The 19,982-nt window shown below is 72.4% G+C and carries 16 protein-coding genes; all 16 read right to left on the reverse strand.

The annotated features are described in order from the left end of the window. Positions 1-112 precede the first annotated feature (112 nt). The 16 genes from AC07CM_RS27615 to AC07CM_RS27690 all read right to left on the reverse strand — a co-directional run bounded on the left by AC07CM_RS27615 (position 113) and on the right by AC07CM_RS27690 (position 19,933). On the reverse strand, positions 113-1,672 hold the full coding sequence (locus tag AC07CM_RS27615) for a hypothetical protein (RefSeq protein WP_478879133.1): 1,560 nt from the start codon (positions 1,670-1,672) through the stop codon (positions 113-115). Positions 1,673-1,836: 164 nt separating this feature from the next. After that, a complete protein-coding gene (locus AC07CM_RS27620) occupies positions 1,837-2,946 on the reverse strand; it encodes a sugar phosphate isomerase/epimerase family protein (protein WP_478879188.1) in 1,110 nt (369 codons plus the stop codon). A 26-nt stretch (positions 2,947-2,972) separates the two neighbouring features. Beyond that, entirely contained in the window at positions 2,973-4,391 is a 1,419-nt protein-coding gene (locus tag AC07CM_RS27625) for an alkaline phosphatase family protein (RefSeq protein WP_478879134.1), read from the reverse strand. Further along, positions 4,388-5,557 (reverse strand): metabolite traffic protein EboE, encoded by a 1,170-nt coding sequence (gene eboE, locus AC07CM_RS27630; protein ID WP_478879135.1) that lies wholly within the window; start codon positions 5,555-5,557, stop codon positions 4,388-4,390. Before eboE ends, AC07CM_RS27625 begins: the two co-directional genes overlap by 4 nt. A 5-nt stretch (positions 5,558-5,562) precedes the next feature. Continuing rightward, entirely contained in the window at positions 5,563-6,411 is an 849-nt protein-coding gene (locus AC07CM_RS27635; RefSeq protein ID WP_478879136.1) for a TatD family hydrolase, read from the reverse strand. After that, complete coding sequence (locus AC07CM_RS27640) at positions 6,411-7,049, reverse strand: EboA domain-containing protein (protein WP_478879137.1); 639 nt, start codon at positions 7,047-7,049, stop codon at positions 6,411-6,413. The genes AC07CM_RS27635 and AC07CM_RS27640 overlap by 1 nt, the downstream gene beginning before the upstream one ends. Further along, positions 7,046-7,963, reverse strand: a complete 918-nt coding sequence (locus AC07CM_RS27645) for a sugar phosphate isomerase/epimerase family protein (RefSeq protein WP_478879138.1) — start codon at positions 7,961-7,963, stop codon at positions 7,046-7,048. The genes AC07CM_RS27640 and AC07CM_RS27645 overlap by 4 nt, the downstream gene beginning before the upstream one ends. Continuing rightward, entirely contained in the window at positions 7,960-8,916 is a 957-nt protein-coding gene (locus AC07CM_RS27650; protein WP_478879139.1) for an SCO3242 family prenyltransferase, read from the reverse strand. Before AC07CM_RS27650 ends, AC07CM_RS27645 begins: the two co-directional genes overlap by 4 nt. Further along, positions 8,913-10,037 carry an inositol-3-phosphate synthase gene (locus AC07CM_RS27655; protein ID WP_478879140.1) on the reverse strand — a complete coding sequence of 375 codons (1,125 nt, stop codon included), beginning with the start codon at positions 10,035-10,037 and terminating at the stop codon, positions 8,913-8,915. Before AC07CM_RS27655 ends, AC07CM_RS27650 begins: the two co-directional genes overlap by 4 nt. A 90-nt stretch (positions 10,038-10,127) precedes the next feature. Continuing rightward, positions 10,128-11,456 (reverse strand): ThuA domain-containing protein, encoded by a 1,329-nt coding sequence (locus tag AC07CM_RS27660; RefSeq protein ID WP_478879141.1) that lies wholly within the window; start codon positions 11,454-11,456, stop codon positions 10,128-10,130. A 14-nt stretch (positions 11,457-11,470) separates the two neighbouring features. Further along, positions 11,471-13,957, reverse strand: coding sequence for a PQQ-dependent sugar dehydrogenase (locus tag AC07CM_RS27665; protein WP_478879142.1), 2,487 nt, complete (start codon positions 13,955-13,957; stop codon positions 11,471-11,473). A 93-nt stretch (positions 13,958-14,050) separates the two neighbouring features. Next, positions 14,051-15,049, reverse strand: a complete 999-nt coding sequence (locus tag AC07CM_RS27670) for a sugar phosphate isomerase/epimerase family protein (RefSeq protein WP_478879143.1) — start codon at positions 15,047-15,049, stop codon at positions 14,051-14,053. A gap of 13 nt (positions 15,050-15,062) precedes the next feature. Further along, a complete protein-coding gene (locus tag AC07CM_RS27675) occupies positions 15,063-16,271 on the reverse strand; it encodes a Gfo/Idh/MocA family protein (protein WP_478879144.1) in 1,209 nt (402 codons plus the stop codon). A 52-nt stretch (positions 16,272-16,323) separates the two neighbouring features. Further along, a complete protein-coding gene (locus AC07CM_RS27680; RefSeq protein WP_478879145.1) occupies positions 16,324-17,385 on the reverse strand; it encodes a substrate-binding domain-containing protein in 1,062 nt (353 codons plus the stop codon). A gap of 14 nt (positions 17,386-17,399) precedes the next feature. Further along, positions 17,400-18,419, reverse strand: a complete 1,020-nt coding sequence (locus AC07CM_RS27685; RefSeq protein ID WP_478879146.1) for an ABC transporter permease — start codon at positions 18,417-18,419, stop codon at positions 17,400-17,402. Further along, complete coding sequence (locus AC07CM_RS27690) at positions 18,416-19,933, reverse strand: sugar ABC transporter ATP-binding protein (RefSeq protein ID WP_478879147.1); 1,518 nt, start codon at positions 19,931-19,933, stop codon at positions 18,416-18,418. The genes AC07CM_RS27685 and AC07CM_RS27690 overlap by 4 nt, the downstream gene beginning before the upstream one ends. Positions 19,934-19,982 lie beyond the last annotated feature (49 nt).

Here is a 19,982-nt window from a genome sequence, read left to right on the forward strand (position 1 = left end):
CTTCCCTTCGGCAGGGACACGTTTTGGGTGGTCTTCGGTGGTGGGCCCGCCCGTAGTGGTGGACGGAAGGGGAGGGGGGCGGCCGGGCTCCGGCCCCGCCCGCCCCGCACCTTCAGTTGGAGCCGAAGCTCCGCGTCGTGTAGGCGCACTCCGTGTAGATGTACCCGGACCGCAGCTTGGCGGTGTCCGAGGCCGGAGTGGTGGTGCTGCCGCCGTGCGGCTTGTGCACGAAGTACGTGGTGCCGACGGGGAGACTGAGCGTCCGTTGGGGGTAGTTCTTGCCCCCGTTGCAGGGCTTGAAGCCGATCGCGAGCGTGTCGGCGAGGGAGTACGACTTGCAGCTGCCGCAGCCCTTGAGGGTGAAGCTGCCGGTGACCGGGCCCGTGTAGAGGACGGTCACGTCGTCGGGGCTGTCGTTCTTGACGGTGACGGAGATGCTGCCGCCGGAGGCGGTGGTGGGCAGCTTCTTACCGGCGGCCGGCAGGGTCTGGGCCACCTCGGCGCCGATGGCGATCTTCTTGGCGCGCTGCCGGTTCCCACCGTTCTTGTTGTCGGAGACGTACTGCTCCAGCGTCTTCCGGGCCGCGTCGAAGTCACCGTCCTTGTACTGGTCGACACCGCAGGCGTACTCCCCCGCGTCGCCGCTCCGGCCGGCCCGGCCGGCGGACTTGGTGAGGTCGTCCGCCGCGTTCCCCGCCGTCCCCGTCAGGTCGGTGATGCGGGTGTCCAGGCTCCGCAACTGCTCTACGGCGGCGCAGGGGTCGTCGCCGTCGACGGCCTTCTCGGCCTTCTTCACCTGGGTGTCGACGGCGGGGGCGACCTTCGCCGCCGGCTCCGACCGCGGGAAGGTGTCCAGCAGGTCACCGAAGCGCCGGACCCAGTCCGCCTCGCCCGCCGTCAGACCCGTCCGGCCGCACTCGTACAGCGAGGTCGCCAGCCGGTCGTCGGGCCAGCGCGTCAGCGATCCGAGGTTCTTCCCCGGCATGGTGCGGGGCACCGTACGCAGGTACTTCAGCGGCTCGACCGCCTCGCAGTACCGCTGGTGGCCGTACGCGGCGCCGACCGTGGTGTAGTAGGTGCGCATGCGATCGGGGACCTGGTCGGCGGCCCGGGAACCGGAGTGGTTGACCGCGAGGTCCCGGTAGACGTCCAGGGCCGTCCCGTAGTCGGACCGGGCGGTCGCGAAATCGTGTCGCCCTGCCGCGGTCACCAGGTCGTCGGCCTTCTCCAGACGGTCGAGGAGCGCCTGCTGCACGGCCTCCTCGTGCGCGTCGTCGTACCACACCGCGCCGCCCGCCGGGACGGCGAGCAGCAGCACGCCGAGCAGGAGGGCGACGGGTGCTCGGCCCAACCCGGTGAGCCGGGTGCGCAGCCCCACGATCGCGCCGTGCACGGCCGTCAGCAGCAGGAACACGCCGTACAGAGCGAGCGCCGCCCCGGGGACGCCGTCGGCGTCGGCGGGCAGGGCGACGAGCAGCAGGACGACGGTGGCGGCCCAGCAGACGGCCGCCATGACCCATCTTCGCAGGAGCGCGTACCCGAGGCCGAGACCGCTCAGGTTGAGTATCGCGACCGCGGCCGCTCGCAGGCCGTCCGGTGGTGCGGGCGGCGGCGCCGACGGCATCGGCGGTACGGCGAATCCCTGGCTGGGACCGTACGGATTTTCGGACATGGTGGGCTCCCCCCGTCAACTGCCCCCGTATAAGCGCGGATCGGCAGTGTATGGCCAGGGTCGTGGGCCCGACAGAGGGGGTCAGGTACAGGTGCCGCCGGGCCGGGCGGAGGGCCGCGTGGATCCACCGGATCCGTGGGCAGACCCTCCGCCCGGGCCCGGTTCTAGCGGCGCAGGGCGGACAGGTTGCGGTAGCCGATCGCCGCGTGCTCCAGGGACTGGGACGGGTTGGTGGCGCTCGGGGCGTTGTCCTGCTCGACCATCGGGTTGTGGTAGTTGCGGTGGCCCACGCGGGAGAAGAACGTCGTGTAGTCGATGACACCGGTGCCGAACGGGACCATGTCGTAGCCCATCCCGTTGGTGGTGTTCACGACGCCGTCCTTGGCGTGGAAGAGCGGGTAACGCTTGTTGTGACGGGTGACGAGGCCGGCCGGGTCGAAGACGTTCGTCTGCGTGGAGCCGTCGTGGGCGGAGTAGGTGCGGAACTTGTACTGGGCGACGTGAGCCCAGAAGACGTCCATCTCCAGCCAGATCAGCTGGGGATCGGTGATGGACAGGAAGTACTCCAGCTTGCGGATGCCGGAGCTGCGGGTCGGGCGGCCCTGGGCGTCGAGCGGACCGCCGTCGAGGAGGAAGCCGTAGGCCGCGTCGTGGTTGTGGGTGTACAGCTTCAGGCCGGCGCGGCGGGCGAGCGCGCCGAGTGCGTGCCACTTGTCGGCCGCCATGTCCCAGTCGGCCTTGTAGGAGCTGCCGGTGGGGTCGCCACCGGTGCCCACGTGGGCCATGCCGAGGATGTTCGCGATCTCCAGGTGCTTCTTGAAGGTGTCCAGGTCGGCGCTGGTCAGCGGCCAGGAGCCGGGGATGAAGCCGTGGTTGCCCTGGGCGCGCAGCCCGTTGTCGTCCAGCCAGCGGCGCAGCAGCCTGGCGCCCTCGACGGACTCCAGGTTCGCCCCGCCGGGCGCGTTCGCGTGCTGCCCGTAGCCGGCGAACTCGACCTGGCGATAGCCGAACCGGGCGAGTTGCTCGAAGACGGCGCGGAAGCCCGAGGGCAGGGAGGTGGTCAGCGGGTCGCGGCCGATCGCGTCGCGGACCGTGTAGAGGATGATGCCGCGCTTGTCGGCGGGGACGAGCGTGTGTCCTTCGCCGGTGGATTCGGCCTTGGGGGCGGCCTGCACGGGAGCGGCGCCGAGGACCGGCGCCGCGATGGCGCCGGCCGCGACGGCGGTGCAGGTGCTCAGGAAGCGGCGGCGGCCGATGCCGAGGGCGTGGCGCATCTGGTCGTCGGTGTCGTGCGTGTGGTTCACGGGTGCCTTCTTTCGGACGGGTTGTCGGTGCCGAGACCGGCGAGGTGGAGCAGGAGGGACTTCACGTCGGTGGCCGCGATGCGGTCGCCGACGGCGCGGGGGGTGGAGCACAGCAGGAGCGGACCGTCGTCGTCGCTCGTGGGCAGGCGGCCGTGGCTGCCCCGGATCGGTGAGGGGTCGAGGGGTACGACCGCCATGCGGTAGCGCAGCCCGAGCTTCTTGCGGGCGAGCGCGGTGGCGGCCTTGACCTTCACATAGGGGTCGAGCGGGTCCATGAACAGCTCGACCGGGTCGTAGCCGGGTTTGCGATGGATCTCGACCAGGCGCGCGAAGTCGGGTGCGCGGTCGTCGTCCAGCCAGTAGTAGTACGTGAACCAGGCGTCCGGTGCGGCGACGGCGACCAGTTCGCCGGAGCGCGGATGGTCCAGGTGGTGGGCCTTCTTGCCCTCGTCGTCCAGGAGTTGCTCGATGCCCGGCAGAGCGTCGAGCGCGGCCCGGGTGGCGGCGAGGTCCTCGGGCCGCCGGACGTAGACGTGGGCGATCTGATGGTCGGCGACGGCGAAGGCACGGGACGCCATCGGGTCGAGGTACTCCATGCCGTCCTGGGTGTGGACCTCGAGCAGACCGGCCCGGCGCAGGGCGCGGTTGATGTCGACGGGCCTGCTGACGGGGGTGATGCCGTACTCGGACAGGGCGACGACCGTACGGCCCTCGGCGCGGGCGTCGTTCAGCAGCGGGGCCACGGCCGCGTCCAGGTCGGCGGCCGCCCGGCGGGAGCGCGGGTCGTCGGGGCCGTACCGCTGCAGGTCGTAGTCGAGATGCGGAAGATAACAGAGGGCCAGGTCGGGTCGGCGGGTGCGCAGGACGTGCCGGGTGGCGTCGATGATCCACCGGCTGGAGAGCAGATCGGCGCCGGGTCCCCAGAAGCGGAAGAGCGGGAACGTGCCGAATTTCTCGGTGAGTTCGTCGTGGAGCGCGGGCGGCCGGGTATAGCAGTCGGGCTCCTTGCGGCCGTCGGCGTAGTAGACCGGGCGTGGGGTGACGGTGATGTCGGTGTCGGCGCCCATGGCGTACCACCAGCAGATGTTGGCGACCGTGTAGCCGGGGTGGGCGCGGCGGGCGGCGTCCCACAGTCTGTCGCCGGCGACCAGGCCGTTGTGCTGGCGCCACAGCAGGACGTCGCCGAGTTCGCGGAAGTACCAGCCGTTGCCGACGATGCCGTGCTCGGCCGGCAGGGTGCCGGTGAGGAACGTGGACTGGGCCGCGCAGGTCACGGCGGGCAGGACGGTGCCGAGGTGGGCGCGGGAGCCGGTCTCGGCGAGGGCCTTGAGGTGGGGCATGTGGGCGAGGAGCCGTGGGGTGAGGCCGACCACGTCGAGGACGAGGAGCGGGGTGGGTCGCGCGGGACCGGTCATGGCAGCTCCTTCAGGCCGAGGTCGGTCAGCAGGTCGCGGGCCAGGGCGAGTTCGGCGGCGATTCCGTCGGACAGCCGGTCCCGGCCCCGGGGGCGCAGCCCGGGCGGGAGGGCCTGCCAGGTGTAGGTCTCGACCTCCAGGTGCGGGGTGAGCGGGTGCGGGGCGCCGGCCAGGTGGGTCAGGGCCGACCGCAGGACCGGGAGTGTGGAGGCGAGGGGTGCGGCGGGGGCCGCGTGCAGCGGGACGTGGAAGTGGGAGCGCCAGGGCGCGGTGGAGGGCAGGGTGGTTCCGGCCAGGGCCTCGCCGAGGTCGTCGGTGCCGAGCGGCCCGGCGGGGGTGAGCGCGCGGGTCTGGTGCAGGAAGCGGGGCTCTGCGAAGGCGCCGAGGGCCGCGCGGACCTCCGGGCGGCCGGGGTGCTCGGCGTGCAGGGCGGCCGACAGCTGGGATTTGACGACGGGGATCCGGGCCGCGCCGAGCGCGTCCAGCGCCGCCCCCGGTTCCTCGAAGGAGGTGGCGAGGTGGCAGGTGTCCACGCAGACGCCGATGCGCGGGTGTCCGACGGCGCTGAGCGGGGCGAGGGCGTCGCCGGTGGTCTCCACGGTGCAGCCGGGCTCCGGCTCCAGACCGACCCGGATCGATCGGCCGGTCAGCTCCGCCAGCGCGTCCAGGCGCTCGGCGAGGGTGAGCAGGGCACGGTGGGCGGTGCGGGCGCGGTCGGCGCCCCAGACGGTGCGCCAGCCGAGCGGCAGGGTGGAGATGCTGCCCTCGGTGACGTCGTCGGGCAGCAGCGCGGCGAGGACGCGAGCCAGGGCTGTGGTGTGCTCCAGGCGCTCGGCGTCGGCCCAGTCCGGACGGTACACGCGGTACTTGACCTCGGCGGCGCCGAAGCCCTCGTACGGGAAGCCGTTGAGGGTGACGACCTCCAGGCCGCGCCGGTCGAGTTCGCGGCGCAGCGCGCGCAGGGCGGAGGGGTCGCCGTCCAGGGTGCGGGTGGCGTCGCGGGCGAGCCACAGGCCGATGCCGAGGCGGTCGCGGCCGAGCCGGCGGCGGACGGGCTCGCAGTGGTCGCGGAGCTGGGCGAGGACGCCGTCGAGGGTCTCGGCGGGGTGGACGTTGGTGCAGTAGGCGAGGTGGACGGTGGTGCCGTCGGGGTGGCGCAGCCGCACCGGCCTCACTCCCCGCCGCGCAGCAGGGAGTTGCCCTCGTGGGTCGCCTGCGGCGGGGTGACCTCCAGGTCCAGGCGGCCGCTGAGGCCGTAGAAGGCGACGGGGTTGCGCCACAGCACCCGGTCGACGTCGTCCTCGCCGAAGCCCTCGGCGAGCATCAGGTCGGCCACCCGACGGGTCTTGAGCGGATCGCTCCTGCCCCAGTCGGCGGCGGAGTTCACCAGGACCTTCTCGGGCCCGTGGGCGCGCAGGATCTCCACCATCCGGCGCTCGTCCATCTTGGTGTCGGGGTAGACGGAGAAGCCGAGCCAGCAGCCGCTGTCCTTGGCCTCCTTGACGGTCGTCTCGTTGAGGTGGTCGACCAGGACCCGGTCCGTGGGCAGGGCCGACTCGCGGACGACGTCGAGGGTGCGGCGCAGGCCGGCGAGCTTGTCACGGTGCGGGGTGTGCACGAGTGCGGGCAGGCCGTGTTCGGCGGCGAGCTGCAGCTGTGCGGCCAGTGCCTTGTCCTCGGCGGGGGTCATGGAGTCGTAGCCGATCTCGCCCACGGCCACCACTTGGTCCTTGAGGAGGTAGCGGGGCAGTTCGTCCAGGACGGGGAGGCAGCGCGGGTCGTTCGCCTCCTTGGGGTTGAGGGCGAGCGTGCAGTGGTGGGCGATGCCGTACTGGGCGGCGCGGAAGGGCTCCCAGCCGAGCAGCGAGTCGAAGTGGTCGAGGAAGGAGGCGGGCGAGGTGCGGGGCTGGCCGAGCCAGAACGACGGCTCCACGACGGCGGCGATCCCTGCGGCGCGCATGGCCTCGTAGTCGTCGGTGGTGCGGGAGGTCATGTGGATGTGGGGGTCGAACAGGCGCATCAGGACTCCTTGCGGGTCTCCGCGGTGGCCAGTGCCAGGACCCGGTACAGGCCGCTGGGTACGGGTCGGCCGGCGGCGGTGCGTTCGGCGGCGAAGTCGGCGAGCATGCGGGCGAGTTCGGCGTCGGCGTGGGCGCGTTCGGCCAGGCCGGTCACCGCGTCGACGGGGACGCCCGTGAACAGGCACTTCAGTACGGCGTGCCGCCAGGCGTGCGGGTCGAGGTGGCGGGCCGCGTAGGGGCCGAGGGCGGCGGCGACCAGACGGGTGTCGTTGGTGCGCAGGGCGTCCTCGACCAGGGGAACGGCATCGGGACCGCGCACCAGGTGGGGCAGGGCGTGCAGGACGGCGCGGCGTTCGGCGGCGGTGCCCTGCCGGTAGACGCGGGCGAGGGCGGCCGGGTCGGCGCGGGCGGCGTGCAGGATGAGCACGCGGACGGCGTCGGCGTGCCGGCTGCCGCAGCGGCGGCCGGCCTCCGCGAGGCGCAGCTCCCACACGGAGATCGGCCCGTGCCCGCCGGGGTGGGCGGCGGCCTCGTCCAGGGCCTGGTGGAACCAGGCGCGGGCGTCCGGGTCGAGGTGGGTGTCGAGGTGGTCGCGGAGGGCGTCCGGGCCGGCGTGGGCGACGGGCGAGTGGGTCATGGTGTGCTCCCTTCCGGCACGGCGGCCGGGATGCCGGTGGCCGCCGCGCGGCGGAGGAACGGCAGTGAGGTCTCGGCGTGATGGGGGCCGGCGTGGGAGTGGCGCGGCAGTTCCACGACCGTCAGGCCGCGGTAGCCGGTCGCGGCGAGGGCCTCCAGGACGGGCGGGAAGTCGATCTCGCCCTGCCCGAACGGCAGATGGTCGTGGACACCGCGCCGCATGTCCTCGATCTGGACGTGCCGCAGCCAGGGCGCCGCGGCGCGCACGCAGTCGGCGGGCGGGAGGGGTTCGAGGCACTGGCAGTGCCCGATGTCGAGGGTGAGGCCGAGGGCGGGCGGGTCGCCGAGGAGCCGGCGCAGATGGTGGAAGTCGGCGAGGGTGGCCAGCAGGTGGCCGGGCTCGGGTTCGACGGCCAGGGGGACGCCGGCGGTGGCGGCGGCCTCCAGCACGGGCGTGAGGGAGGCTGCGAGCCGCTGCCAGGCGGTGGCCGGGTCGCCGGTGGGCGGAACGGTTCCGCTGAAGCAGTGCACGGCGTGTGCGCCGAGGTCGGCGGCCACCCGCACGGCTCGCAGGAGCAGGTCCGCACGACGGGCGCGCGCCTCGGGGTCCGGGTCCAGGAGCGAGGGGCCGTGCTTGCGGCGCGGGTCGAGGACGTAACGGGCGCCGGTCTCCACGGTGACCTCGAGCCCCAGCTCGGCGAGGCGGCGACCGGCCTGGCGGGTGCGGGCGGCGAGGTCGGGGGCGAGCGGGTCGAGATGCATGTGGTCGAGGGTGAGTCCGACGCCGTCGTAGCCGAGGTCGGCGAGGAGGGCGAGGGCGTCGTCGAGGCGGAGGTCGGCGAGTCCGTTGGTGCCGTAGCCGAAGCGGAGGGGGGTGTGCCCGGGTGCCGTGGCGGGCTCGAGGTCGGGTGTCATGTGATGCTCACCCGCCTCGAGAACGCGCGGGCCAGCTGGGCCAGGGCCGCTGTGCCCAGCGCGGTGGTGGTGGCTCCGGCGCGGGCGGCGAGGGCCGCCTGGAGCGGGATGGTGGCCCGGATGCCGGCGCCGACGGCACGTTGGGTGAGTGGGGGCGAGGGGTTGAGGGTGGCGTGGACGTAGGGGCGGGCCGTGCTCGTGACGTAGGTGAGGGCGAGGCCCGTGGTCAGGAGGTCGGACGGGCGGTCCGGCAGCAGCCGGGCCAGCAGGGCCGTCCCGGCGAGGGCGGCGAGCGGGGCGCCGGGGGAACCCTGCTGTGTCTCCTGCCGGGAGACCGCCGTGACCGCGAGGGTGTGGGTGCCGAGCAGCGCGGCCGAGGGCAGGGCCGGACGGACGCGTCCGGCGGTCGCCACCGCGCCGAGCAGCAGGTCGAGGCCGCGGGCGGTCGCCATCGCGGCCGGGCCGACGGGTGTGCGCTTCAGGCCGAGGTCGTACGACCAGACGGTGGCCGCGAGCGGTACGGCGACCGTCAGCGCCGGACGGCCCGCGCGGGCCGCGAGGACCAGGCCGGTGGCTGTGAGGGCGCAGGCCGCGGTGAGCGCGGCGGCGGGCCGGACCCGCCCCGAGGGCAGGGGGCGGTGGGGGCGCTCGACGGCGTCCTCCGCCCGGTCGGCCCAGTCGTTGAGGGCCATGCCGGCCTCGTAAAGGCACAGGGAGGAGCCGACGGCGAGCACGGTACGACGGCTCGGGCGGCCGGCGACGGCGGCCGCTCCGGCGAGTGCGTCACCGGGCACGGTGAACAGGGCGGGCAGCCGCAGGAGTTCGGCCCAGGCACGCAGCCGGGACGAGCGGGCCGTGCGTCTCCGGCCGGTCCCCGCGGCAGGTGCGCCGCCGGGCGTCGCCGACGGCCCCAGCGGGCGCGGCGCTTCGGCCGGGGTGCGGTTCCGGCTCACGCACCCTCCCCCAGTCGCCGGGCGAACCGCACCAGTTCCGCGTACTGCTCGGCGAGCGCGGAAGGGGCAGCGCCCACCGGGTCCTTGAAGAAGAAGGCCAGTTCGGCGAGCGGGCCGGACAGGCCGGTCTCGTGGGCCCGGGCGGCCAGCCGGGCCAGGTCGAGGACCAGGGGCGCGGCCAGAGCCGAGTCGCAGCCCTGCCAGATCGTCTGCAGGATCATCCGGGTGCCGAGGAAGCCGTCGAAGGCGATGTGGTCCCAGGCGGTCTTCCAGTCGCCGAGTGCGGGCACGTCGTCGATGTGGACCTCACCCTCGGGAGTGACTCCGAGGGTGTCGGCGAGGACACGTTCCTTGCCCGCGTTCTTCGCCGCGGCGGCGGCCGGGTCGGCAAGGGCGGCACCGTCGCCGCCGCCGAGGAGGTTGGTGCCGGACCATGCGCGGACGTGCAGCGCCCGCTGGACGAACATGGGACCCAGGGCGGAGCGCAGGAGGGTCTGGCCGGTCTTGCCGTCGCGGCCCGCGTGGGGCAGTCCGCTCGACGCGGCGAGCGGGGCGAGGGCCGGGTGGTGCAGGCCCGTGGAGGGGGTGAAGTTGACGTAGGGGCAGCCGGCCCGCAGGGCGGCCGCCGCGTAGAGCGAACTGGGCGGGAGTTCCGGGCCGTTCGGGGCCGGTTCGGTGGAGGCGACGTTCACCACCACGGCGCGCGCGAGCCCGTGCCGTCGTACGAAGTCCTCGATGTCGGCGGCGAACGCGGTGATCAGCTCGTCCTCGTCCCGGGTGTCGCCGGCGAGCGGGCCGCCGGGCCTGATCTCCCTTTCGGCGTCCGCCAGTTCGGCCGCGACGGCGGCCGGGAGGCCGGACGGAAGGACTCCGCCGGCGGCGAGCTGCTCGGCGCGTTTGGGCAGGGGACAGTCCGTGGTGTCGTGTCCGCCGAAGACCAGGGACGACAGACCGGGCAGGCCGCCGGCGGCGAAGTCGGGCGTCTCGGTGACCAGGCCGGTCGGCGGGCGGAGTCCCGCGGTGACGGCGGCGCATCCGGCGACGACGGTGGTGGCGACCGAGCCCCGGGCTCCGACGAGCCAGACACCGACACGAGGGGATCGGGCAGGGGACGCGGACATGGGCAGCCTCCTTGTCCAGGACGTGAACTCCCCGTGGGGAAGGGGGTGGTGACGGCGGGCGGGAGTCCGGCGTCTCCCGCCCGCCGCCGTTCAGTGGCCCTTGGCGGGCAGTTCCTTGATCCGGATGTCGCGGAAGGACACCTCGTCACCGGTTCCGTGGTTCTGGATGCCGATGTGTCCGTCGCGCAGACTCCGGGCCGGATCGGTGTTGGTGAAATCGTTGATCTTCACACCGTTGAGCCATACGCGGAGACGTTCGCCCTCCACGCGGATCTCGTACGTGTTCCACTCCCCCGGCGGGTTCAGCGCACGGTCGCGCTTCTTCGGGTCGGCGGACTGGAAGCCGTAGACGGACCCGGTGGTCTTCTCGGGCACGTCGGTGGCGTCGATCTGGATCTCGTAACCGTTGTCGACCGCCGACCAGGGGTCGTCCGAGGGCGGGAAGCCCACGAACACACCGGAGTTGTCGTCGCCGGCCGCCTTCCAGTCGAGCTTCAGCGAGTACGAGCCGAAGCCCGACGGTGTGTACCAGAGCAGCCCCAGGCCACCCGTCGACGTGAGCGTGCCGTCGTCGGAGAGGGTGAAGCCGCCCGGGCCCGCCTGTCGCCAGCCGTCCAGGGAGGTGCCGTCGAAGAGCGGCCGGTAGCCGTTCTCCGGGCGGCAGTCGGCCCGGGTGTCGCCGATGGCCCAGCGGATGCCACCCAGCAGGTGCTGCCGGAAGGCGGGGTCGACGTAGGACTCCTTGGTGTGGCCGCCGCCGGTGTAGAAGGCGCGGCCGCCCTGGTAGTCCTGGCACCAGGCGATGGGATGGTCGCCGTTCATGGTGCCGCCGGTGTACGAGGTCTCGTCCAGGGAGGCGAGGACGTGGGCGCGTTCGCGCGGGTTCGAGCGGTAGTTGTACCACTCGTCCGTGCGCTCCCACGTCCGTCCCAGGTGCGAGGTCGCCGGGTGGGCGCGGTCCTCCACGTTCACCGTGGCCGGCTGGATCGCCGGGTGGTTCTGGAAGTACGCGCCCGCGAGACCGCCGTAGAACGCCCAGTCGTACTCGGTGTCGGCGGCCGAGTGGACGCCGACATAGCCTCCGCCGTGCCGGATGTACCCCTCGAACGCCTCCTGCTGGGCGGCGTCGAGGACGTCGCCGGTGGTCGACATGAACACCACGGCGTCGTAGCGGCTCAGGTTCTTGCCGGTGAAGGCGCCCGCGTCCTCGGTGGCGTCGACCGTGAAGCCGTATCCCTCACCGAGCTGCTCGACGGTCGCGATGCCCTCGGGGATGGAGTCGTGCCGGAAGCCGGCGGTCTTGGAGAAGACCAGGACGCGCTTGGTGTGGGCCGGGTCCGACACGGCGGGTGCGGTCACGCAGCCGAGGAGCAGGGCGGCACCGAGTACCGCCGTGGTGATTCTGCCCGTTGGTCGCATGGGGTGCCCTCCTCTCAGCCGGTGGTGAAGGTGAAGTCGTCCACGTCGAACAGGGCTCCGCTGCCGCCCTTGAAGACCAGGTAGAGGGTGGTGGTGCCGCGCGGTGCGCGGGACAGGTCGGCGGAGACGTCCTGGTAGCTCTCCCAGCCGCCGGTCACGGGCACGGTGGCCTTGCCCAGGAGGGTGCCGCTCGCGGATCCGGCGCGCACCTCGAGGGTTCCGCCGGCGCCGCCGGAGGCGATGCGCGCGGTGATCTTCTTGGCGTCGGACAGGGCGTACGGGGTGAAGGCGATCCAGTCGCCGTCGTCGATGTCGCCGACGACCTTGGCGCCGTGGGCGGTGTCCCGGGCGGTCACGGTGACCCCGGAGGAGGTGCTGAAGTGCTCGGCCTGGCGGTGGCGGGGCTGGAGGACACTCCGGGCGTGCGTGGTGAGCGGGGCCTGGCCGCCGCCTCCGCCGTCGGTGTACTGGGCGTCGAGAACACCGAAGATGTTCGCGTCCTCGTCGTGTCCGCCGTCGGCGCTGGTCTGGATGGTGCCGGAGCAGCCCTGTGCGGAGGTCAGCGGGTGGCCGTGGGTGTCGTGACCGAGGATGAAGTTGACGGTGACCTTGGAGCAGTCGATCGCCTTGCCGTCCTCGGGGTCGGTGACCTTCACCTTGAACGGGACGGCATCGCCGAAGCTGAACAGCTGTCCGTCCTGGGGGAGTTGCAGCGTGACCTTGGGCGCTGTGTTGCCGACGACGACCTGGACGCTCGCGCTGCCGGTACGGCCGGTGGTGTCCTTGGCGGTCAACGTGGCCGTGTAGGTGCCGTTCTTCTGGTACTTGTGCGTGGGGTCGGCCGCCGTCGAGGTCGCTCCGTCGCCGAAGTCCCAGCTGTAGGTGAGCGCGTCGCCGTCCTGGTCGGTGGTGCCGGCCGAGGAGAAGGCCACCTTCAGCGGGGCCTGGCCGGAGGTGCGGTCCGCCGCGGCCTGGGCGACCGGGGAGTGGCCGTCGGTGGCGTTCTCGATGCGGTAGAGGCCCGAGTTGTCGTCGCCGCCGAACCAGGAGGTGCCGTAGTCCAGCACGTAGAGGGCGCCGTCGGGGCCGAAGGCCATGTCCATCACCTGGGTGCCGCTCCAGGGGACGTCGTTGATCGACTGGACCTTGCCGTCGGCGTCGCTCTTGATCCGCTTGATCCAGCGGCGGCCGAACTCACCGGCGAAGAAGTCGCCGTCGTAGGCCTCGGGGAACTTCACGGGCGAGTCGAGCGCGGGGTCGTAGTGGTAGACCGGGCCGCCCATCGGGGACTCGGAGCCGTCGCCGAACTCCGGCACGGACGGGCCGTTGTACGGGATCCAGGCCGGCTGTGCCGGGGGCAGGTCGGTGAGACCGGTGTTGTGCGGCGAGTCGTTCTTCGGTGCGGAGCAGTCGAACGTGGCGCCGGAGGTCTTCGTGGCGAAGTCGTAGTCGACGTAGGCGTCGTTGGCGCCGGTGCAGTACGGCCAGCCGAAGTTGCCGGGCTTGGTGACGCGGGCGAACTCGACCTGGCCGGCCGGGCCGCGGTCGGGGTCGGCGGCGCCGGCGTCGGGGCCGTAGTCGCCGACGTAGAGGATGCCGGTCTTCTTGTCGACGCTGAACCGGAAGGGGTTGCGGAAGCCCATGGCGTAGATCTCGGGCCGCGTCTTGTCCGTGCCGGGCGGGAAGAGGTTGCCGTCGGGGATGGAGTAGGAGCCGTCGGAGTTGACCTTGATGCGCAGGATCTTGCCGCGCAGGTCGTTGGTGTTGCCTGCGGTGCGCTGGGCGTCGAAGCCTGGGTTGCGGTCGGCGCGCTCGTCGAGGGGGCTGTAGCCGTCGGACTGGAAGGGGTTGGAGTCGTCGCCGGTCGACAGGTACAGGTTGCCGTCGGCGTCGAAGTCGATGTCACCGCCGACGTGGCAGCACAGGCCGCGTGTGGTGGACACGTCGAGGATCTTCTTCTCGCTGGCCTTGTCGAGGGTGCCGTCGGTGTTCAGCACGAAGCGGGAGAGCCGGTTGACTCCGTCGAAGGGCGCGAAGTCGGCGGCGGTGCCGGTCTCCGGGGCGTCGCCAGCGGGGGTGTTCAGCGGTGGGGCGTAGTAGAGGTAGACGAAGCGGTTCTGGGCGAAGTCCGGGTCGACTCCGACGCCTTGGAGGCCCTCCTCGTCGTGGGAGTAGACGTCGAGCTTGCCGGCGATGTGGGTGTTGCCCGCTGCGTCCGTGAGACGCAGTTCGCCGTCGCGAGAGGTGTGCAGGACCGAGCGGTCGGGGAGGACGGCGAGCGACATGGGCTCGCCGACCTCCGCCTCGCCCTTGGCGAGGGTGACCTGCTGGAAGTCCTCCGTCGCCGCTGCGGTGTCCCGGCCGGTGACGGCTGCGCCGGCCTGGGGGGTGGTCAGGGTGAGGGTGGCTCCCGCGAGCAGTGCGCCGCCGAGCAGGGCGAGCGACTTGCGCAGGCGTGTTCTGCGGGTTCCGTTGCGGGTGGTGCGGTCGTTCCCGTGCACGAATGGCCTCCAGAGTGGGGCTGGTTGTACGGGGTGGGTGCGTACGCCGGGATGCGCCGTCATCCCGGAGCCGTGGTGAGCCGACGCGTGCGGTCAGCTGGAGAAGGCCGCGTCGAACGATGCCGACGGCGGCTCGAAGTCGTAGGTCCGCAGGCGGGCCAGGGCCTCGGGTGCGCCCTGGAGCCGGTCCATGCCGGCGTCCTCCCACTCCACGGAGACCGGGCCCCGGTAGTCGATGGAGCGGAGCATGCGGAAGACGTCCTCCCAGGGGACGTCGCCGTGTCCGGCGGAGACGAAGTCCCAGCCGCGGCGGGGGTCGCCCCAGGGCAGGTGGGAGCCGAGGCGGCCGTTGCGGCCGTCGAGGCGCTTGCGGGCTTCCTTGCAGTCCACGTGGTAGATCCGGTCGCGGAAGTCCCACAGGAAGCCGACCGGGTCGAGGTCCTGCCACACGAAGTGGGAGGGGTCGAAGTTCAGGCCGAAGGCCGGGCGGTGGCCCACGGCTTCGAGGGCGCGGTGGGTCGTCCAGTAGTCGTAGGCGATCTCGCTGGGGTGGACCTCGTGGGCGAACCGTACGCCCTCGGCGTCGAAGACGTCGAGGATCGGGTTCCAGCGCTCGGCGAAGTCCGTGTAGCCGCGCTCGATCATCGACTCGGGGGCGGGCGGGAACATCGCGACCAGGTGCCAGATCGCGGAGCCGGTGAAGCCGATGACGGTGTCGACGCCGAAGGCGGCCGCGGCGCGCGCGGTGTCCTTCATGCGCGCGGCCGCACGCTGCCGCACCCCCTCGGCGTCGCCGTCGGCCCACACCTCGCCCGGCAGGATCGCCCGGTGCCGCTCGTCGATGATGGCGTCGCAGACGGCCTGGCCGACGAGGTGGTTGGAGATCGCCCAGCACTTCAGGCCGTACTTGTCGAGGAGTTGGTGGCGCGACGGGACGTATCCTGGGTCGGCGAGGGCCTTGTCGACCTCGAAGTGGTCGCCCCAGCAGGCGAGTTCGAGGCCGTCGTAGCCGAAGTCCCGGGCGAGGCGGCAGACCTCCTCCAGGGACAGATCGGCCCACTGGCCGGTGAAGAGGGTGAACGGGCGCGGCATGTGACGGGCCTCCTCAGTCCGCGACGGGCGTGTAGACGGAGTTCTTCTCGGCGCTCTCCTCCACCGCGGCCAGGACGCGCTGCACCTGGAGGCCGTCGGCGAAGGAGGGCTCGGGCCGGTGGCCCTCGGCGATGGCGTGCACGAGGTCGCGGGCCTGGTGGACGAAGGTGTGCTCGTAGCCGAGTCCGTGGCCCGGCGGCCACCAGGCGTCCAGGTAGGGGTGGTCGGGTTCGGTGACGAGGATGCGGCGGAAGCCGGCCTCGGTGCCGGGATCGGTGGCGTCGTGGAACCAGAGCTCGTTGAGACGCTCCAGGTCGAACGTCAACGAGCCGCGTTCGCCGTTGAGTTCGAGGCGCAGTGCGTTCTTGCGGCCGGTGGCGTAGCGGGTCGCCTCGAAGGAGGCCAGGGCTCCGGAGGCGAACCGGCCGGTGAACAGGGCCGCGTCGTCCACGGTGACCGTGCCGGTGCCCTGGGCGGACACCGCGCTCAGGCCGCTGGTGGGGCCGCCGGGCAGCGGGCGCTCCCGTACGAAGGTCTCGGTCAGGGCGGACACCCCGGCGAGCCGCTCGCCCGCCAGGTACTGGGCGAGGTCCACGATGTGGGCGCCGAGATCGCCGAGCGAGCCGGAGCCGGCCAGTTCCCTGCGCAGCCGCCAGGTCAGCGGGAAGTCCGGGTCGACGAGCCAGTCCTGCAGATAGGTCACCCGGACGTGGCGCAGCGTGCCGAGCCGGCCGTCGGCGACCATGCGCCGGGCGAGCGCCGTGGCGGGCACCCGGCGGTAGTTGAAACCGACCATCGCCACCTGGCCGCGTCCGTTGGCCTCCGCTGCCGCCCGCGCCATCGTCTCGGCCTCTTCGACGGTGTTCGCGAGGGGCTTCTCGCACAGGACGTGCTTGCCGGCCGCCAGCGCGGCGAGAGCGATCTCGGCGTGGCTGTCGCCGGGGGTGCAGATGTCGACCAGGTCGACGTCGTCCCGGGCGATCAGCGCGCGCCAGTCGGTCTCGACGGCCGCCCAGCCGTGCCGGCCGGCCGCCGCGCGTACGGCGGTGGCGTCACGGCCGCAGAGCACGGCCAGGACCGGCTGCCGGGGCAGGTCGAAGACGCGGCCCGCGGTGCGCCAGCCCTGCGAGTGGGCGGCGCCCATGAACGCGTATCCGATCATGCCGACGCGCAGCGAGGGTTTCCCCGCCGCCGGCTCCGCTGACTGCTGCGGCTGTTGCATGCGCTCGTCCTCCTCTTCGTCGTGGCGCGGTGGGGGGTGCGGGCGGGCTGCCTCACCGGAAGCCGGTGGGCATGTACTGGTCGACGTTGTCCTTGTCCACGACGGCCGAGTAGAGCGTGATCGAGGCGGGGATCTCGTACTCGGCGAGGCCGCCGACGCCCTTGCCCTGACCGAGGGCGCGGGCGAGGTCGACGGCGGAGGCGGCCATGGTCGGCGGGTAGAGGACGGTGGCCTTCAGCACGCCGTTGTCCTGCTTGATGGCCTGGAAGGCGGAGAGCGCGCCGGCTCCGCCGACCATCAGGAAGTCGTCCCGCCCGGCCTGCTCGATGGCGCGCAACGCGCCCACGCCCTGGTCGTCGTCGTGGTTCCACAGGGCGTCGAACTTGGACTGGGCCTGCAGGAGTTGCGCCATCTTGGCCTGTCCCGACTCGACCGTGAACTCGGCCGCCTGGCGAGCCACCTTCTTGATGTTGGGGTAGTTCTTCAGGGCGTCGTCGAAGCCCTGGGTGCGCTGCTTGGTCAGCTCCAGGTTGTCCAGGCCGGCCAGCTCGACGACACGGGCGTTCGGCCGGCCCTTGAGCTTCTCGCCGATGTAGTGGCCGGCGTTCAGGCCCATGCCGTAGTTGTCGCCGCCGATCCAGCAGCGGTACGCCTGCGCCGAGTTGAAGATGCGGTCGAGGTTGACGACGGGGATTCCGGCGCGCATCGCCTTCAGGCCGACCTGGGTGAGGGCCTTGCCGTCGGCGGGCAGGACGACCAGGACGTCGACCTTCTTGTTGATCAGGGTCTCGATCTGGCCGATCTGCTGGGCGGTGTCGTTGGAGCCCTCGGTGATCTCCAGGGTGACGTCGGAGTACTTCTTCGCCCGGCTCTCGGCGTTGTCGTTGATGGCGTTGAGCCAGCCGTGGTCGGCCTGGGGTCCGGCGAAGCCGATGGTGACGTGCTTGCCGGGCTTGTCGTCGGCGGCCGGCCGGGAGTCGGCGGCGGGGCTCTCGTCCTTGGTGTCGTTGCTGGTGCAAGCCGTCAGGAAGGCGCCGGCGGACACCGCGGCGGTCCCGAAGAGGAGTCCCCTGCGACTGGTGAGGCCGTTCGTGCGGCTCGTGTGCTCTGGCATGGTGTGACCCTTCCTCAGGCGGTTCTGGCGGTACGGCGCTGGACCAGGACGGCGGCGACGATGATCGCGCCCTTGGCGATCTGCTGGACGTCGCTCTGCAGGTTGTTCAGGGCGAAGATGTTGGTGATCGTGGTGAAGATCAGGACGCCGAGCACGGAGCCGGTGATGGTGCCGCGACCCCCGCTGAGCAGGGTGCCGCCGATGATCGCGGCGGCGATGGCGTCGAGTTCGTAGAGGTTGCCGTTGGTGTTCTGGCCGGAGCCGGACAGCACGATCAGCAGGAAGGCGGCGATGCCGCAGCACAGCCCGGACAGCAGGTAGAGGTAGAGCCGCTGGCGGCGGACGTCGATGCCGGCGAGCCGGGCGGCCTCGGCGTTGCCGCCGACGGCGACCGTGCGGCGGCCGAAGGTGGTGCGGTTGAGCAGCAGCCAGCCGACGAAGGTCACGATCGCGAAGACCAGGACGAGCGGCGGGATGCCCAGCACGTAGGAGTCGCGCTCACCGAGGTTGAGGACGCCGTCGACGGTGACGACCTGGGTGCGCCCGTCGGTGATCTGCAGCGCGAGGCCGCGCGCCGAGGCGAGCATGGCGAGGGTGGCGATGAACGGGACCATCCCGCCGTAGGCGACGAGCAGCCCGTTGACCAGGCCGCAGCCGAGGCCGACGACCATCGCGGTGAAGAGGATGCCCGTGAAGCCGTACTCCTGTGTGGCGACGGTGGTCGCCCACACGGAGGCGAGGGCGACGATCGCGCCGACGGACAGGTCGATGCCGCCGGAGGTGATGACGAAGGTCATGCCGACGGTGACCACGCCGATCACCGAGGCCTGGGTGAGGACGAGTTGGAGGTTGCGGGTGTCCAGGAACTCGTCGGGCTTGGTGACGCCGCCGATGACGACGAGTACGGCGAGCACGCCGAGCAGTGACAGGGTGCGGACGTCGGCGCGGACCGACAGGCCGCGCCAGGACGGGAGTCGGCCGCCCGCCGCCGTCTTGTCGGCGGTGTCCCGGGGCGGGGAGACGGGCTGCGTCATGACGCCTGGCTTCCTTCCATGACGAGGTCGAGGACTCGGTGTTCGTCGAGCTCCCGGGCGGGTGCCGTGTGCACGACCCGGCCCTCACGGAGCACCAGGACGCGGTCGGCGAGGCCGAGGACCTCGGGCACCTCGCTGGAGACGAGGAGCACGGCGAGGCCTTCGTCGGCCAGCCTGCGCACGACCGCGTACAGTTCGGCCCGGGCGCCGACGTCGACGCCCCGGGTGGGCTCGTCCAGCAGCAGCACGCGGCAGCCGCGCAGCAGCCAGCGGGCGAGGACGGCCTTCTGCTGGTTGCCGCCGGACAGGGTGCGTACGGGCACCTCGGGGTTGTCCGGCCGCAGCGACAGCTCGCGCACAGCGGCCCGGGCGGCGCCCCGCTCCGCGCCCCGGTCGATCCAGCCGGCCCGGGAGAAGCGGGACAGGGTGGAGACCGACACGTTCCGGGTGACGGACTCCAGCATCAGCAGGGCCTGCGCCTTGCGCTCCTCGGGGGCGAGCCCGAGCCCGGCACGCACCGCCGCGCGCACGCTGCCGAGCTTCAACGCCCGCCCGTCGACGACGACTTCGCCCGCCGTCGGCCGCCGCGCCCCGTAGACCGTCTCCAGGATCTCGGACCTCCCGGAGCCGACCAGCCCGGCGAGGCCGACGATCTCCCCGGGCCGTACGTCGAGGTCGAGCGGCGCGAACTCGCCGTCGCGGGCCAGCCCGCGGACCTGGAGCACGGGGTCGCCCTCGGGGGGCGCCGGGGGCCGTTCGGGGAAGAGGTACTCGACGTTGCGGCCGGTCATCAGGGCGACGACGTCACGGGTCGGGGTGGTCTTGGCGGGCAGTCCCCCCGCGACCGCCCGGCCGTCCTTGAGCACGGTCACCCGGTCGCCGATGCGCCGGATCTCCTCCAGGCGGTGGGAGATGTAAATGACGGCGACGCCCTCGGCCGTGAGGTCGTCGACGATGCGGAAGAGGTTGTCCACCTCGTCGGGGTCGAGGGCGGCGGACGGCTCGTCCATCACGATGAGACGGACGTCGTGGGAGAGGGCTCGGGCCATGGAGACGATCTGCTGCTGGGCCGCCGACAACTCCCCGACCGGGCGGACCGGGTCGATCTCCGGATGCCCGAGCCGCCTGAGCAGCAGGGCGGTAGAGGTACGGGCCGCCTTCCCGCGTACGACGAAACCGGCGGCCGTCGGCTCGTGGCCGAGGTGGACGTTCTCGGCCACCGACAGGTGCTCCACCAGGTCGAGTTCCTGGTAGATGGTGGCGATGCCGAGGCGCATGGCGGCGATGGGCGAGCGCAGGGTGACGGGCTCGCCGCGCCAGCGGATGGTGCCGCCGTCCGGCTCGTGGGCGCCGGCCAGGACCTTGATGAGGGTGGACTTCCCGGCGCCGTTCTGGCCGAGCAGGCAGTGCACTTCACCGGCCTGGACGTCGAGGTCGACGCCGTCCAGGGCGCGGACGCCGGGGAACGACTTGGTGATGCCGGACATGCTGAGCAGTGGTGGTTCTGGTGCCATTGGTTTCCCCTCGGCGGGCGTGCGGGCCGGTGTCAGGGCGTGCGGGACC

The sequence above is a fragment of the Streptomyces sp. NPDC044061 genome, assembly GCF_056434305.1.

Coding starts and splice junctions, on each gene's coding strand:
- AC07CM_RS27620 (WP_478879188.1), bottom strand. CDS start 2,946: ATGCGCCACGCCCTCGGCATCGGCCGCCGCCGCTTCCTGAGCACCTGC.
- AC07CM_RS27615 (WP_478879133.1), bottom strand. CDS start 1,672: ATGTCCGAAAATCCGTACGGTCCCAGCCAGGGATTCGCCGTACCGCCG.
- AC07CM_RS27655 (WP_478879140.1), bottom strand. CDS start 10,037: ATGTCCGCGTCCCCTGCCCGATCCCCTCGTGTCGGTGTCTGGCTCGTC.
- AC07CM_RS27670 (WP_478879143.1), bottom strand. CDS start 15,049: ATGCCGCGCCCGTTCACCCTCTTCACCGGCCAGTGGGCCGATCTGTCC.
- AC07CM_RS27625 (WP_478879134.1), bottom strand. CDS start 4,391: ATGACCGGTCCCGCGCGACCCACCCCGCTCCTCGTCCTCGACGTGGTC.
- AC07CM_RS27675 (WP_478879144.1), bottom strand. CDS start 16,271: ATGCAACAGCCGCAGCAGTCAGCGGAGCCGGCGGCGGGGAAACCCTCG.
- AC07CM_RS27660 (WP_478879141.1), bottom strand. CDS start 11,456: ATGCGACCAACGGGCAGAATCACCACGGCGGTACTCGGTGCCGCCCTG.
- AC07CM_RS27645 (WP_478879138.1), bottom strand. CDS start 7,963: ATGACACCCGACCTCGAGCCCGCCACGGCACCCGGGCACACCCCCCTC.
- AC07CM_RS27640 (WP_478879137.1), bottom strand. CDS start 7,049: ATGACCCACTCGCCCGTCGCCCACGCCGGCCCGGACGCCCTCCGCGAC.
- AC07CM_RS27685 (WP_478879146.1), bottom strand. CDS start 18,419: ATGACGCAGCCCGTCTCCCCGCCCCGGGACACCGCCGACAAGACGGCG.
- AC07CM_RS27690 (WP_478879147.1), bottom strand. CDS start 19,933: ATGGCACCAGAACCACCACTGCTCAGCATGTCCGGCATCACCAAGTCG.
- AC07CM_RS27635 (WP_478879136.1), bottom strand. CDS start 6,411: ATGCGCCTGTTCGACCCCCACATCCACATGACCTCCCGCACCACCGAC.
- AC07CM_RS27680 (WP_478879145.1), bottom strand. CDS start 17,385: ATGCCAGAGCACACGAGCCGCACGAACGGCCTCACCAGTCGCAGGGGA.